This window comes from Micromonospora yasonensis (assembly GCF_026013475.1).
GTDB classification, from domain to species: Bacteria; Actinomycetota; Actinomycetes; order Mycobacteriales; family Micromonosporaceae; genus Micromonospora; species Micromonospora yasonensis.
On record NZ_JAPDPH010000008.1, the window covers coordinates 1 to 13,912 of the forward strand.

Here is a 13,912-nt window from a genome sequence, read left to right on the forward strand (position 1 = left end):
GCCGTGGCGGCCTCCCCGTCGGTACGCAGGGTGTGCCGGGCCGGCAGTTCGTAGAGTCCCCAGCCGGTGCGGGCCGCGACCTCGACGGTCGCGTCGACCTGGTCCCCCGGCCCCGGCTCGGTGAACGCCAGCGCCCGGTCGGCGAGCCCGGTGCCGGCCCGGAACCCGGTGAACGGGTAGAACGCCGCCGCCACCACCGGCGCCGCCGTGGCGGGCAGCCGCCACGACACCGGTAGCCGGTGTACGGGCAGGTCCGGGTTGTGCCGCAGCAGGGTGGCCACCGCTGACTGCATCGGGTCCCAGGTCAGGCCGGTCCAGCGGGCCGTCTCGACGGTGGAGAACGGGTCGAGCTGGCCGGGGTCGCCCACGAACAGCGCCCGCTCGAACCGTCCGGCCACGCGCAGCAACGCGTCCGAGCGCATCTGGTACGCCTCGTCGACGATCGCCCACGGCCAGGTGCCCTCGGCGATGGTGGCCCACTTGGCGGCCGTACCGATGGTGACGGTCGGTCCGCCGAGGTCGGCGACCTTCGCGGCGACCCGGACCGTGGCGTGGTCCTTCACCCGGTCCGACGGCCGGTAGTCGGCCGCGGAGAGCCGGCCGATGCGCAGCTCGGGGGCCTTGCGGACGAGCCGGTCGATGAGGTCGTCAACCTGCTCGTTGGTCTGCGCGACGATGATCAGCGGTTCGCCGGTGGCGGCCAGTTCGGTGGCGGCCCGGACCACGAGCGTGGACTTGCCGGCGCCGGGCGGGGAGTCGACGACCACGCCGCGGTGGTCGCCGGAGCGCAGGTCGGCGAGCACGGCGGTGATGACCCGTTCCGCCTCGACGGCGGGCGGGACCGCCAACCCGGCGCGCATGGACCACCTCCCGACGCTGCCGCCCGGTCGTGGGCGGCGGTCTCGTCACCATACGAGCCCGGCCGGCGGGGGCACCGGCCGGCGTCGCGTCGGCCCCGCTGACCCGGCGTTGGTCAGCCGAGGGGCACGGCGGGCACGGCCCGCCCCGGCTGTGCGGGAACGGCCACGCCCAGGGGCGGCAGGGTCACCGTGACGACGAGTCCGCCGCCGTTGCGGGGCTGGGCGTGCACGGCGCCGCCGTGCGCCTGGGCCACCGCCCGCACGATCGACAGGCCGAGCCCGAAGCCGCGCCCGGCGCCGGCCCGGTCGGGGCCACGGCCGGACGGTGGCCCGGCCACCCGGTCCTGACGCAACCGCCGGAACGGTTGGAAGATCGTTTCGAGGTCGTAGCTGGGCACGACGGGGCCGGTGTTGGCGACCACCAGGATGGCGCGGCCGTCGGCGGTGCCGGTGCTGACCTCGATGTCGCCACCGGCCGGCAGGTTGTGCCGGACCGCGTTCTCCACCAGGTTCTGCGTAAGGCGTTCCAGCAGCACCGGGTCGCCGGCCGTGGCGGCGGGCGTGAGGTGCCGGCGTACGGTCAGCTCCTGGGTGCCGGCTGCCTGGTCGAGGACGTGGCCGGCGATCTCGGCGAGGTCGACGGGGGTGCGGTCGACGACCTGCTGCTCCGAGTCGGCGAGGGTGAGCAGCCCGTCGATGAGCCGTTCGTGGCGTCCGTTGATCGCCAGCAGGGTCTCGCCGAGTTGCCGCAGCTCGGCAGAGGCGCCCGGCCGGGACACCGCCACCTCCAGCAGCGACCGGTTGAGCGCCAGCGGGGTGCGCAGCTCGTGCGAGGCGTTCGCCACGAACCGCCGCTGGCCGTCGAAGGACCGGTCGAGCCGCTCCAGCATCAGGTCGAACGTGTCGGCGAGTTCCTTCACCTCGTCGCGGGGTCCCTGCAACGCGATCCGCTCGTGCAGTCCCCGCCCGGCCGTGCCGGCGGCGATCCGTTGGGCGGTGCCGGTGATCTGGTGCAACGGTTGCAGCGCCCGCCCGGCGATCAACCAGCCGAAGCCGAGGGCGACCGCCGAGATCAGCAGCAGGGCGAGGCCGCCCTGGGTGAGCAGGGACTCCAGCGCGTTGCGCTTCGCCTCGTCCTGGGCCTCCTCGACCAGGACCCGCAGCTGTTCGGCCGCGCCCACGCCGGGCAGCTTGCCGAACGGGGTCTGGACGATCTGGGCCTTCACCCCGGTCAGCGGCTGCCGCATCCGCTGGTCGACCAGCACGTACGTGACGCCGAGCAGGACCACGCCGGCGAGCAGCAGGAGGCCGCCGTGGACCAGGGTCAGGCGGGCCCGGATGGTCAGTCGTTTCACTGGATCTGATACCCCACTCCCGGCACGGTCTCGACCACCGGTGGATCGCCGAGCTTGCGGCGCAGCTTCATCACGGTCACCCGGACCACGTTGGTGAACGGGTCGATGTGCTCGTCCCAGGCTCGTTCCAGCAGTTCCTCCGCGGAGACCACCGCCCCGCCGGCCCGTACCAGCTCGGCCAGCACCGCGAACTCCTTGCGGGACAGCGGGACGTATCGGCCGTCGCGGTAGACCTCCCGCCTTGCGGTGTCGACGACGATGCCGGCCCGGGTCAGTTTCGGCGGGACCGCCGGCCGGGCGCGCCGGGCCAGCGCGTGCACCCGGGCGGAGAGTTCGACCAGCGCGAACGGTTTGACCAGGTAGTCGTCGGCGCCGAGGGCCAGCCCGGCGACCCGCTCCCGGACGGCCGCGGCGGCGGTCAGCATCAGCACCCGCGTCTCGGCGCCGCTGTCCACCACCGCCCGGCAGACGTCGTCGCCGTGCACCACCGGCAGGTCCCGGTCGAGCACCACCACGTCGTAGTCGTTGACGCCGAGCCGCTCCAGGGCGGCGTCCCCGTCGTAGGCGACGTCCACCGCGAACGCCTCCCGGCGCAACCACTCCGCGATGGAGTCGGCCAGCAGCGTCTCGTCCTCGACCACAAGCACTCGCACGGACCCATGGTGCCGCGCCCACGGATAACACCGGCATAAACCCGGACGGTTACGCCCCGGATACGTCCGCCGCGATCTAGTCGTCCCTGTCGGCCGGCGTTCGGTTGCCGGCCCGGAGAAGGGAGTTGCGCCATGCGCCGACTCAGGTCGGGCACCCTGTTCGTACCGCCGCTGCTGTTCGGTCTGGCGGTCGCGGGCTGCGGTGCGAACCCGGATACGCCCCAGGTCGCCACGGCTGGCGGCGTCGCGGCCGGTGCGTCGCCCAGTGCCAGCGCCAGCGTGAGCGACGAGGACCGGCAGCGCGAGTTCGTCAAGTGCATGCGGGAGAACGGGGTCGACCTGCCGGACCCGGAACCGGGCCAGCGCGGGATGAAGATTCAGATCGGCGCCGGCATCGACAAGGAGAAGGTGCAGCCGGCGATGGAGAAGTGCCGTTCCCTGCTGCCGAACGGTGGCGAGCGGCCGAAGCTGACCTCGGAGCAGGTGGAGAAGCTGCGGGAGCTCGCCCGGTGCATGCGGGAGAACGGTGTGCCGGACTTCCCGGACCCGGGCGCGGACGGCAGCCTCCAGCTCAACGGCGTCTTCAAGATGGACGACCCGACGATCAAGGCGGCGATGGAGAAGTGCCGGCCGGAGGGCGTACCGGTCATGATCAGGGGTGGGGCGGGGTGAGCGCGGACACCACGGCACCGATCACCGCGGCGACCGCCACCGCGCCGGCCCCGGCCGGCGCGGGCCGGGGCCGCCGACGCCGCTCGCGTACCCCGGTCGTGGCCGTCACCGCGGTGGTGGTCGCCGCCGCCGCGGGCGCCGCGGCCGTCGTCGGTCTTGGCGGCCGCGACGGGGGTACGGCAGCCAGCGGCGGGCTCCCGCCGGCGACCGCCAAGATCACCCGGCAGACGCTGGTCGACTCGCAGACCTTCGACGGGGAACTCGGCTACGGCCAGACCCACACCGCCACGCTCCGCGCCCCCGGCACGATCACCTCGCTGGCCGGCACCGGAAGCCAGGTCAGCCGGGGCAAGCCGCTGTTCGCGGTCGACAACGCCCCGGTGGTGCTGCTGTACGGCGGGCTGCCGGCGTACCGGACGCTGGCGGCCGGGGTGTCCGGCAGCGACGTGAAGCAGTTCGAGAAGAACCTCGAGGCGCTCGGCTACTCCGGGTTCACCGTCGACGAGGACTACACCTCGGCCACCGCGGACGCGGTCAAGCGGTGGCAGGAGGATCTCGGCCGGCCCGAGACCGGCCGGGTCGAGCTCGGCCAGGTCGTCTACGCCGACGGCGCGGTCCGGGTGGACACCCACAAGGCGGAGGTCGGCAACCCGGCCCAGCCCGGCCAGGAGGTGCTGACCTACACCGGCACCGCCCGGGTGGTGTCCGTCTCCCTCGACGTCGACGACGAGCGGCTGGCGAAGCCGAACGCCACGGTGAGCGTCACCCTGCCCAACGGCAAGGACGTCGCCGGGAAGATCGCCGACACCGAGACGGTGATCGAGAACAACAACGGAGGTGGGAACGGCGGGTCCGACCCGGTGACCAAGATCGACGTCACCGTGACGGTCGCCGACCCGAAGGCGCTGACCGGCTTCGAGCAGGCCTCGGTCAAGGTGGCGTTCACCGCCGACGCGCGCAAGGACGTGCTGACCGTGCCGGTCGCCGCGCTCCTGGCGCTCGCCGAGGGCGGCTACGGCGTGGAACTGGTCGAGGGCTCCAGCACGCGGATCGTGGCGGTCGAGACGGGGCTGTTCGCCGCCGGCCGGGTGGAGATCTCCGGTGCCGGGCTCAGCGAAGGGGCCGTCGTGGGGATGCCGACGTGACCGGCGAGGCGGACGCCGTCATCGAACTCGACGAGGTGACCAGGGTCTACCCGGGGGGCGTACGGGCGGTCGACGGGGTCTCGCTCACCATCCGGTACGGCGAACTCGCCGCCATCGTCGGCCCCTCCGGGTCGGGCAAGTCCACCATGCTGCACCTGATCGGCACCCTGGACCGCCCGTCGACGGGCCGGGTACGCATCGCCGGACACGACGTGGCGACCCTCGGTGACCGGCAGCTCTCCGCGCTCCGCTCGTCCCGGATCGGCTTCGTCTTCCAGCAGTTCCACCTCGCCCCGGGCGTACCGGCGCTGGACAACGTGGCCGACGGGCTGCTCTACGCGGGCGTACCGCTGCGGCAGCGGCGCCGGCGCGCGGAGGCCGCGCTGATCCGGGTCGGGTTGGGGCACCGGCTCGACCACCGGCCGCACGAGCTCTCCGGCGGTGAGCGGCAGCGGGTGGCGATCGCCCGCGCGGTGGTGGGTGCTCCGCCACTGCTGCTCGCCGACGAGCCGACCGGCAACCTGGACTCCACGTCCGGTGCCGGAGTGCTGGAGCTGCTGCGCGAGCTGCATGGGGCCGGGACCACGGTCGTGGTGATCACCCACGACCTGGAGATCGCCGCCGGCCTGCCCCGTCAGATCCAGATGCGCGACGGCCGGGTCGTGGCCGATCACCGGGCGGCGGGGGTGCTGCGATGAGCCGGCCGGAGCGGCTGACGCCGGCGCGGCTGCGCCCGCGCGACATCGTGCGGGTCGGCAGCGTCGGGTTGCGTACCCGGCCGTTGCGGGCCTTCCTGTCCGCGCTCGGCATCGCGATCGGGATCGCCGCCATGGTGTCGGTGGTCGGGATCTCCGCGTCGTCCCGGGCGGAGCTGGACAACACGCTCGCCAAGCTCGGCACCAACCTGCTGACCGTGGGTCCGGGCCGTACGCTCTTCGGCGACAACGCCCAGCTGCCGACCGAGTCGGTGTCGATGATCAAGCGGATCGGCCCGGTCGAGCGGGTCGCGGCCACCGCGCTGCTCGCCGACGCGAAGGTGTACCGGTCGGATCTGATTCCCCGTGGGGAGAGCGGAGGGATCGCCACCCGGGCCGCCAACCTGGAGTTGCGGGACACCGTCGGGCTGGAACTGGTCAGCGGCAGCTGGCTGAACGCCGCCACCGGGCGCTACCCGGCGGTGGTGCTCGGCGCCACCACGGCGCAGCGGCTCGGGATCGGCACGGCCGACCCGGACGTGCGGATCCAGATCGGTGGACGCTGGTTCTCGGTGGTCGGGATCCTGGCGCCCGCGCCGCTGGCCCCGGAGCTGGACCTGTCCGCGCTGATCGGCTGGGAAGCCGCCACGTCGTACCTCGACTTCGACGGGCACCCGACCACGGTCTACGCCCGGACGCTCGACCCGGCGGTCGAGGCGGTACGCGGGGTGCTCGGCGCCACGGCGAACCCGGAGGCGCCGAACGAGGTGGAGGTGTCCCGGCCGTCCGACGCGCTCGCCGCGAAGCAGGCCACCGACGCGGCGTTCAGCGGGCTGCTGCTCGGGCTCGGCGCGGTCGCCCTGCTGGTGGGTGGCGTCGGGGTGGCGAACACGATGGTCATCTCGGTGCTGGAACGGCGCGCGGAGATCGGCCTGCGCCGTTCGCTCGGCGCGACCCGCGGCCAGGTACGTACCCAGTTCCTGGCCGAGTCGCTGCTGCTGTCCGCCCTCGGCGGCGTCGGCGGCGTGCTGCTGGGCAGCGGAGTCACCGGCGGCTACGCGTTCTCCCAGGCGTGGCCGGCAGTGGTGCCGGTCTGGGCGGTCGCCGGTGGGATCGGCGCGACGCTGCTGATCGGGGCGCTGGCCGGGCTCTACCCGGCGATCCGGGCGGCCCGACTCGCGCCGACCGAGGCGCTCGCCACACCCTGAGCGGCGCCGGGGAGGGCTCTTGGCGGGTTGTGGTCGACCGTGGCCACAACCCGCCAAAGTCGTGCCGTCGCCCATTCGGCGGACCGGCCACGCCTAGCGGGCCGCCGCCGGGCTGGATCGCCTGGGTCGTCAGCCGCGCTCCGATGAGGAGCGGGCGATCGCCGCGAGTTGGGCGCGGGAGGTGACACCCAGCTTGGGGAACGCCTTGTAGAGGTGGTAGCCGACGGTCCGCGGACTGAGGAAGAGCTGCGCGGCGATGTCACGGTTCGACGCGCCGCCGGCCGCGAGCCGGACGACCTGGCGCTCCTGGGGTGTGAGCACGCTGAGCGGATCGCCGCCCTGGCGTGGCGCCGCCGGCACGTCGCCGGTCGCCCGCAGCTCCGCGCGGGCACGTTCGGCCCACAGCTGCGAACCGAGCCGATCGAAGATCTCCAGTGCGCCACGCAGCTGCAGCCGGGCGTCGGCCCGTCGCCGCGCCCGCCGCAGCCACTCGCCGTAGACGAGCCGCGTCCTCGCCAGCTCGTACGGCTGGGCGCCGTCCGCATGGAGGTCCACGGCCTGCGTGAAATGCGCTTCGTCCTCGTCGACGAGAGCACGGCAGCGCAGGGCTATCGCGTCCGACGACGGCTGGCGGACGTGTCGCGCCCACGCCACGTAGCGGGCGAGCGGCTCCCGCGCCTCCGTCGGCCGACCGCTGCGGACGGCCGCTTCGACCTGGTCCGGGGCGGACAGGACGGCGATGCGGGTCAGCGGGACGGCCTGCAACTGTCGCAGGGCGTCGTCCGGCCGACCCAGACCGAGTTCGAGCAGGCCAAGCGCCCAGCGCCCGGTCGCCGCGGCAAGGACCATCCCCTGCTGGTCAGCTCTCGCCACGCCTTCCTCAGCCTTCGCCCGGCAGCCCTGCACATCCCCGAGGTGGGCAAGCACCCAGGCGAGAGAGCAACTGAGGTGGATGATGCGGTGTTCGTGACCCAGGTCCGTCGCCAGCCGCAACCCGGCGTTCAGCGTTGCCGTGGCCTCGCCGTACCGGCAGAGCCACCCCTGCGCGAAACCGTGATCCTGGAGCGCGTTGGCGAGCCAGCCGATCATCCCGCTCCGCTGGCAGTCCGCCACGACGCCGCCGGTGATCTCCTCGGCGAGGGCGGCTCGGCCCAGCATGAGAGACAGCGAGGCCGTGAAGGTCAGTCCGGGCACCCCCAGCCCGGCGCGCTCGTGCCCGTCCACCGCCTCGGCCATGAGGTCGATCCCACTGTCGAGGTCACCGCCCATCAGGCGGGCCAGCCCGAGCGCCCCGACCGCCAGCGGCGAATCGCCTTCGGGGAGCGTGCGGAGACGGGCGGCGGCCTCCTCCGCCAGCCCCGGGTCCCCGGCGAACCAGGCGCAGCGGATCGCTTCCACCAGCAGCCAGGTGGCCCGCTCGGCGGACCGGGCCGCCAGGCTCGGGACGCCGTCCATGATGATCCGGCCCGCCGCGAGCGGCGTGCCCAACTCGAATTCGCGGTGGGCGCGTACCTGGATCAGCGCGGCGACCATGTCCGGGTCGTCGACGTCGGGCGTGGCGCTGTCGGCGAGCGCGGCGGCCCGAACCATCAGTCCGGCGTCACTCGCCGCGAGCGCGGCGGCGGCCAGTCGTCCGGATCGTCGTACCGGATCGGCGGTGAGTTCGGCGGCCCGCTCGTAGCCGGCCGCGACAGCGGCGTGGCCGCCGCGGGTGCGGGCCCGTTCCGCCGCATTTTCCAGCTCTCCGGCGATGTCCTCGTCGGGGCCGAGCGCGGCGGCGGCCAGGTGCCACGCCCGCCGGTCGGCCGCGTCGGCGGCCGGCGAGTGGGTGAGGGCGTCGGCAAGGGCCCGGTGTACGGCGAGGCGCCGGGTGGCCGGCGCGCTCTGGTAGGCGGCAGCCCGGATCAGGGGATGACGGAAGCCGACAACGTTCCCCTTGATCTCGATCAGCCGGTGTCGCTCGGCCGCTCCCAGTCCGTCGAGGGAGGCACCGGCGGCGGTCAGCGTTCCCAGCTCGCCACGGCCGTCCGCCGCCGTGATCAGCAGCGCGGCTCGGGCGGGCTCGGGAAGGGCGGCGATCTGCGCCTGGAACGCCTCCTGGACCCGATCGGCGACGGGTATCGCGCCTACCGGTGACAGTCGTCCCGCCCGCTGCTCGGCGCTGAGCGCGGCGGGCAGTTCGACGAGCGCCAGCGGGTTGCCGTCCGATTCGTCGATGAGGCGCTCTCGCACCTGCGGTGGAAGGTCGCCGGGGAGCAGGGCGGCGGCCGCTGCCCGGTCCAGCCTGCCCAGCCGGCGTTCGGGGAGCCCCACGGCAGGGAAACCCGTGCGGGCGGCGAAGATCATGACGACGCCTTCCGCCTCGAGGCGGCGGGCGGCGAACACCAGCGCGTCGAGGGACGCCTGATCGAACCAGTGCGCGTCGTCGATGAGGCACAGCAGCGCGCCGTCCCCGGCAAGTTCGGCGAGCAGGCTCAGCGTCGCCAGCCCCACCAGGAACCGGCTCTCCGGAGCGACGTCGCCCAACCCCAGTGCGGCGTTGAGCGCGGTGGCCTGCGCCGCGGGCAGCGTGTGGATCCGGTCGAGGCCGGCGCGCAGGAGCAGGTGGAGCGCGGCGAAGGGCAGCATGGCCTCGGACTCGACACCGACGCCGCGCAACACGCGCATGCCCGCTGCCCGCTCGGCGGCGTAGTCCAGGAGCGCGGACTTGCCGATCCCCGCGGGGCCTCGGATGACCAGGGTTCCGCTCCGGCCGGCCTCGGCCTCCGCCAGGAGCCGCTCGATCTCTGCCTGCTCCCCGGCTCGTCCGTGCAACACAGTCAGGAAGCTACCGTCACGATGACTGATTCGGCTCCGCGTGGACCTCCGTAGCTTCGTGATGAACCGCACGTCAGCACTACGAAGGGACCGCCACGATGGCCACCGTCGCCAGCACCGTCCAGCCCGCCGCCGACGCCAAGCTGCTCCGCTTCGCTCTGAAGCAGGATGCGATCGGCTCCGGCGCCAACGGGGTCGTCTACGTCGTCGTCGCGGCGATCTTCGGTGAGCTGTTCGGCCTGCCCGCCGCCTTCCTCTACCCGATCGGTGTCTTCCTGGTCGCCTGGGCCGCCGCGCTGCTCTTTCTCGCCTCGCGAGCGACCCTGAGCAGGGCCGCGGTGGGCGCCGTGATGGCGGTCAACATCGCCTGGGTGGCCGCGAGCGTCGAACTGCTCGTCGCCGGTTGGTTCCCGTTGACCGGCCTCGGCACCGCACTGGTGATCGTGCAGGCGGTCGCGGTCGCCGGCTTCACCGTGCTGCAGTTCGCCGGTCTCCGCAAGAACGGGTAACCCGCCGCGATCGATCAGCGCCCGTTCCCGTGGGGGTGGGCGCTGATTCACGCCGGTATCTCGCTCAGTCAGGGAAACCGGCCCGGTCACCCGTGCCACGCCCGCGCAGCCTCGCCACGAGGGTGCGAGAGGAGCTGCGAGCAGTGCGGACGACCCGGCCGAGTTGGGGCCGGTTCTGCTGGGCGTACACGAAGACCAGCACACCGAGGAAGATCAACCCCGCGAGCCAGGCCAGCCAGTCGCCGAACGAGTCCAGCAGCGGAAGCGTGGCGATCAGGGCGGCGGACCCGGAGAGCGGAAAGACCAGCTGCAACCCGAATTCATACAGGAAGGACCGCCCGGCCCGGTGGTTGGCGTAGAACTCCTCCCAGGTGAGGATCCGCTCGTCGCCGCAGCACTCGACGGCGATCGGCCGGAGGACCTCGACGACGTATCTGTTCGCCGCATCCCGATCCTGCCGACGTCGCAGGATGGTGATCCCGGAGCTGGCGGCCAGGATGGGAACGGTGACCAGCAGGCGCGGGTCGGCGCGGTTCGCCACCACGAAGCCCAGAATCACGGCCACCATGGTCAGGTACGCGCCGACGAGGGCGTGCGACGCTGATGACTTCTGCGCCACGACGGCTCGGATCGAGTTGTACTCGGCAATGAGCAGGTTGCTGCGGTTGTCCGCCCGATCACCCGACACGACCTGTTCCGGATGGGCTACTCCGCCTCGGTGATCGACCACGTCGTTCCACGCCACGCGGCCAATGATGACAGTGGATGGCAACCGCTCGCCGTCCGGGCTACCCCGGTGTCGTCCCGGCGCCGAAGCGCTCGTGGCCCAGTACGGCGAGCAGCCGCAGCTTCTCGTCGCCCTCGCTGCGCGGTGGTGCGGTGAGCACCAGCAGGGCCTGGGACTGGTCCTCGGTGAACAGCGCCTGGCAGTCCAGCTCGATCGGGCCGAGCTCGGGGTGGATGAGCGTCTTGTGATCCGCGAACCGGGTGGCGACCTCGTGCCGTTCCCACAGCTCGGCGAACTCGGGGCTCGCCTTCTGCAGCGCCCGGACCAGCTCACCGGCCCGCGACTGCGGGCCCATCGACCCGTACGCGGCGCGCAGGGTGGCGACCTGGGCGCGGCTCTGCCGGTCCCGGTCGTCCTCCGGGTAGCGCAGCCGCTCGGCGGGATCGGTGAACCACCGGTAGATCTCGCTGCGGGCCAGGCCCGTGTGGCCCGATTTGTCGCCGAGCAGGGCTTCGGCCATCCGGTTCTGCACGAGCACCTCGCCGAGGTTGGACAGGATCAGCGCCGGGGTGTCGTCGAGCCGGTCCAGCACGCGCAGCAGCGCCGGGGCCACGTGCGTGGCCGTGGACACCGAGGTCGGGGCGTTCTGCCCCGCCACCCGGAACAGGTAGTCGCGCTCCTGGCTGGTCAGCCGCAGTGCCCGGGCGAGCGACGCGAGCATCTGTGAGCTGGGCTGCGGGCCGCGCTGCTGTTCGAGACGGGTGTAGTAGTCGGTGGACATGGCGGCGAGCGCGGCGACCTCCTCCCGCCGCAGGCCCGGCGCACGCCGGCGGGCGCCTGCGGCCAGCCCGACGTCCCCGGGCTGCAGCGCCTCGCGGCGGCGGCGCAGGAAATCGGCCAGAGCTGCACGGTCCATGATCCGAGTATCCGCCCCGAGCGGGAGCGGACCAGGGATTGCGGATCCCCCGATATCCGCTCTCTTCATCCGCCCCGGCCGACCGGCCAGGCTCGCGGCATGAACATCTCCGGAAACACGATCTTCATCCCCGGCTCCACGAGCGGCATCGGCCTCGCCCTCGCGCTCGAACTGCAGGCCAAGGGCAACACGGTCATCATCGGCGGCCGGCGTACCGAGCTGCTCGACACCATCGCCGCCGAGCACCCCGGCCTCGACACCGCGCAGATCGACACGGCGGACGCCGGGAGCATCGCGTCGGCCGCGAAGGAGGTGCTGGCGAAGCACCCCGACCTCAACGTCCTGGTCACGATGGCCGGCATCATGCGGATCGAGGACTGGCACCAGCCCGAATCGTTCCTCGCCTCGGCCGAGTCGATCATCACGACGAACGTGCTCGGCCCGATCCGCCTGATCGCCGCGTTCATCGAGCACCTGCGGGCGCAGCCGGACGCCACGATCATGACCGTCTCCTCCGGTCTCGCGTTCGCGCCGCTCAAGGTCACGCCGAGCTACAACGCGTCGAAGGCCGCGATCCACCTGCTCAGCGAGTCGATCCGGCTGCAACTCGCCGACACGACCGTGAAGGTCGTGGAGCTGGAACCGCCGGCCGTCCGTACCTCGCTGCTGCCCGGGCAGGAGAGCAGCGAGTTCGCCATGCCGCTCGACGAGTTCGTGGCGGAGGTGGTCGCGCTGATCGATTCGCAGCCGGACGCGACGGAGATCCAGGTCGAGCGGGTGAAGTTCCTCCGGTACGGCGAGGCGCGCGGCGACTACGACCGGGTCGTCGCGACGCTCAACGCGGCCGACCCGCACGGCAAATAACCTCGACAATTAGGAACAGCTAAGAATTCGATTAGCGGAACCTTACGTACGCACAATTTCGGCACCCAATGTGCCGGCCTGACAGCACAGGGAAGCAACTTCACCGGCTCGTTGATTTTCTCGGGCTTTCCTCACTAATCTTGGTCAGCGTCCGTTCCGGATGTCGGTCTCCATCAGGAGTGCCCCGGGGCGGCCACCGTCGAGTCGCTGGACGTCAACTGGCGTCGCCAGGCGAGCCGGGGAACCACCGCAGGTTTCGGGGTGAATCCGCATCAGCGGTAGGGCGCCTTCCACGCCCGAACCCGTCAGCTAACCCGGTAGGCGGTCGAGGTCGGCACACCGTGGGGTGCGTTGGCCTCGAGTGGAAGGAGCCGAACCCCTTGCCACCCGTACGCCCCGGGCCCGCCGGATCGCGTCTGTTCACCAGAATCCTCGCCGTCGTGGCGGCGGTCCTAGTGGCCGTCGGGCCAGCGGCCCACGCCCACGCGGCACCGTCGGCCGCCGATGTGCAGCGGCAGATCGACGCGGCCTGGCAAAAGCTCGAACCCGTCATCGAGCAGTACAACAAGGTCCGGACGGACCTGGCCGCGAACCAGCGGAGATCGGCCGAACTGAGCCGGCGGATCGAGCCACTCGGCAAGTCGGTGGAGGTCAGCAGGACCCACGTCCAGGAGATTCTGGCGGGGTACTACAAGCAATCGAGGTCGCTTTCCGCATTCAACGTCCTGCTGTCCCCCGGAACGCCGCCGACAGCGCTGGGGGATCAACTCGCGCTCGTGAACCAGGTGGCACATTCGGAGCAGCGACAGATCAACCGGCTGTCGACCCAGCAGGCGACCTACGACGCCGACAAACAGAAGATTGACGCGCTCATCGCGGTACAGCAGCGCCAGCAGGCCCAGTTGGCGGCTCGCAAGACGGCCATCGACGCCGAGATCAAGCGGCTGGATGCGCTGCACAAACAGATCGCCGCCACGGAGAAGGCCGCAGCGGCCAAGGCGGCCGCGGACGCCGCAGCGGCCAGAGCCGCAGCCGCCGCGCAGACGGCGGCCACCACGAGCAGCACCTCACCCATCACGTCGACCAGTTCGCTGTTCATCGGTGGGAAGTGCCCCGCCGTCCCCATCACGGGCAGCGGCGGCGTCGCGGCGAAGACCGCGTGCAAGCAGATCGGCAAGCCGTACGTGTGGGCGGCCAACGGCCCGGACTCGTTCGACTGCTCCGGCCTGACCCAGTACGCGTGGGCATCCGCCGGGGTGCAGCTGGACCACTACACAGGTGCTCAATGGACCGAAGGTGTGGCGGTGAGCAAAGCGAACCTTCGCACGGGTGACCTCGTCTTCTTCTACGCCGATCACCATCACATGGGCATCTACGTCGGCAACGGACTGATCGTCCACGCCCCGCACACCGGGGACGTGGTCCGGATGGCCCAGATGTCGAACATGCCGTACAGCGGTGCCCGCCGCCCCGGCTGACCCGTTCGCGGAC

Annotated in this window: 13 protein-coding genes and 1 riboswitch; of the genes, 7 read left to right on the forward strand and 6 right to left on the reverse strand. The window is 72.2% G+C overall.

Features of this window, described 5'->3' with window-relative positions:
• From ONA70_RS03340 to ONA70_RS03350, 3 genes are all read right to left on the reverse strand, one after another.
• On the reverse strand, window positions 1-860 hold an 860-nt coding region (locus tag ONA70_RS03340), incomplete at its 3' end, for an AAA domain-containing protein (RefSeq protein ID WP_265004825.1).
• A 113-nt stretch (window positions 861-973) separates the two neighbouring features.
• Complete coding sequence (locus ONA70_RS03345; RefSeq protein WP_265004826.1) at window positions 974-2,215, reverse strand: sensor histidine kinase; 1,242 nt, start codon at window positions 2,213-2,215, stop codon at window positions 974-976.
• Entirely contained in the window at window positions 2,212-2,868 is a 657-nt protein-coding gene (locus ONA70_RS03350; protein WP_265004827.1) for a response regulator transcription factor, read from the reverse strand. The genes ONA70_RS03345 and ONA70_RS03350 overlap by 4 nt, the downstream gene beginning before the upstream one ends.
• A gap of 132 nt (window positions 2,869-3,000) precedes the next feature.
• Between ONA70_RS03350 and ONA70_RS03355 the strand changes: the two genes are divergently transcribed.
• From ONA70_RS03355 to ONA70_RS03370, 4 genes are read left to right on the forward strand one after another with little or no spacing between them, the layout of a single operon-like run.
• On the forward strand, window positions 3,001-3,540 hold the full coding sequence (locus ONA70_RS03355) for a hypothetical protein (protein ID WP_265004828.1): 540 nt from the start codon (window positions 3,001-3,003) through the stop codon (window positions 3,538-3,540).
• Complete coding sequence (locus ONA70_RS03360; RefSeq protein WP_265004829.1) at window positions 3,537-4,685, forward strand: efflux RND transporter periplasmic adaptor subunit; 1,149 nt, start codon at window positions 3,537-3,539, stop codon at window positions 4,683-4,685. The genes ONA70_RS03355 and ONA70_RS03360 overlap by 4 nt, the downstream gene beginning before the upstream one ends.
• Entirely contained in the window at window positions 4,682-5,383 is a 702-nt protein-coding gene (locus tag ONA70_RS03365) for an ABC transporter ATP-binding protein (protein ID WP_265004830.1), read from the forward strand. The genes ONA70_RS03360 and ONA70_RS03365 overlap by 4 nt, the downstream gene beginning before the upstream one ends.
• Window positions 5,380-6,588: an ABC transporter permease gene (locus ONA70_RS03370; protein ID WP_265004831.1), complete on the forward strand. Its 1,209-nt coding sequence runs from the start codon at window positions 5,380-5,382 to the stop codon at window positions 6,586-6,588. Before ONA70_RS03365 ends, ONA70_RS03370 begins: the two co-directional genes overlap by 4 nt.
• 129 nt (window positions 6,589-6,717) lie before the next feature.
• Here ONA70_RS03370 and ONA70_RS03375 read toward each other — a convergent pair whose 3' ends face one another.
• Entirely contained in the window at window positions 6,718-9,405 is a 2,688-nt protein-coding gene (locus ONA70_RS03375) for an ATP-binding protein (RefSeq protein ID WP_265004832.1), read from the reverse strand.
• Between the two features lie 98 nt (window positions 9,406-9,503).
• On the opposite strand from ONA70_RS03375, the gene ONA70_RS03380 reads away from it, so the two are divergent.
• A complete protein-coding gene (locus ONA70_RS03380; protein ID WP_265004833.1) occupies window positions 9,504-9,914 on the forward strand; it encodes a hypothetical protein in 411 nt (136 codons plus the stop codon).
• Between the two features lie 64 nt (window positions 9,915-9,978).
• Here the strand turns inward: ONA70_RS03380 and ONA70_RS03385 are convergent, their stop codons facing one another.
• Both ONA70_RS03385 and ONA70_RS03390 read right to left on the reverse strand, forming a co-directional pair.
• Window positions 9,979-10,602, reverse strand: coding sequence for a hypothetical protein (locus ONA70_RS03385; protein ID WP_265004834.1), 624 nt, complete (start codon window positions 10,600-10,602; stop codon window positions 9,979-9,981).
• A 100-nt stretch (window positions 10,603-10,702) separates the two neighbouring features.
• On the reverse strand, window positions 10,703-11,557 hold the full coding sequence (locus tag ONA70_RS03390) for a helix-turn-helix transcriptional regulator (protein WP_265004835.1): 855 nt from the start codon (window positions 11,555-11,557) through the stop codon (window positions 10,703-10,705).
• A gap of 99 nt (window positions 11,558-11,656) precedes the next feature.
• On the opposite strand from ONA70_RS03390, the gene ONA70_RS03395 reads away from it, so the two are divergent.
• Both ONA70_RS03395 and ONA70_RS03400 read left to right on the forward strand, forming a co-directional pair.
• A complete protein-coding gene (locus ONA70_RS03395) occupies window positions 11,657-12,421 on the forward strand; it encodes an SDR family oxidoreductase (RefSeq protein ID WP_265004836.1) in 765 nt (254 codons plus the stop codon).
• A 202-nt stretch (window positions 12,422-12,623) separates the two neighbouring features.
• A riboswitch (cyclic di-AMP (ydaO/yuaA leader) is annotated at window positions 12,624-12,760 on the forward strand.
• 101 nt (window positions 12,761-12,861) lie between these two features.
• Entirely contained in the window at window positions 12,862-13,899 is a 1,038-nt protein-coding gene (locus tag ONA70_RS03400) for a C40 family peptidase (protein WP_265004837.1), read from the forward strand.
• Window positions 13,900-13,912: the final 13 nt, after the last annotated feature.

Coding starts and splice junctions, on each gene's coding strand:
- ONA70_RS03395 (WP_265004836.1), top strand. CDS start 11,657: ATGAACATCTCCGGAAACACGATCTTCATCCCCGGCTCCACGAGCGGC.
- ONA70_RS03390 (WP_265004835.1), bottom strand. CDS start 11,557: ATGGACCGTGCAGCTCTGGCCGATTTCCTGCGCCGCCGCCGCGAGGCG.
- ONA70_RS03380 (WP_265004833.1), top strand. CDS start 9,504: ATGGCCACCGTCGCCAGCACCGTCCAGCCCGCCGCCGACGCCAAGCTG.
- ONA70_RS03370 (WP_265004831.1), top strand. CDS start 5,380: ATGAGCCGGCCGGAGCGGCTGACGCCGGCGCGGCTGCGCCCGCGCGAC.
- ONA70_RS03355 (WP_265004828.1), top strand. CDS start 3,001: ATGCGCCGACTCAGGTCGGGCACCCTGTTCGTACCGCCGCTGCTGTTC.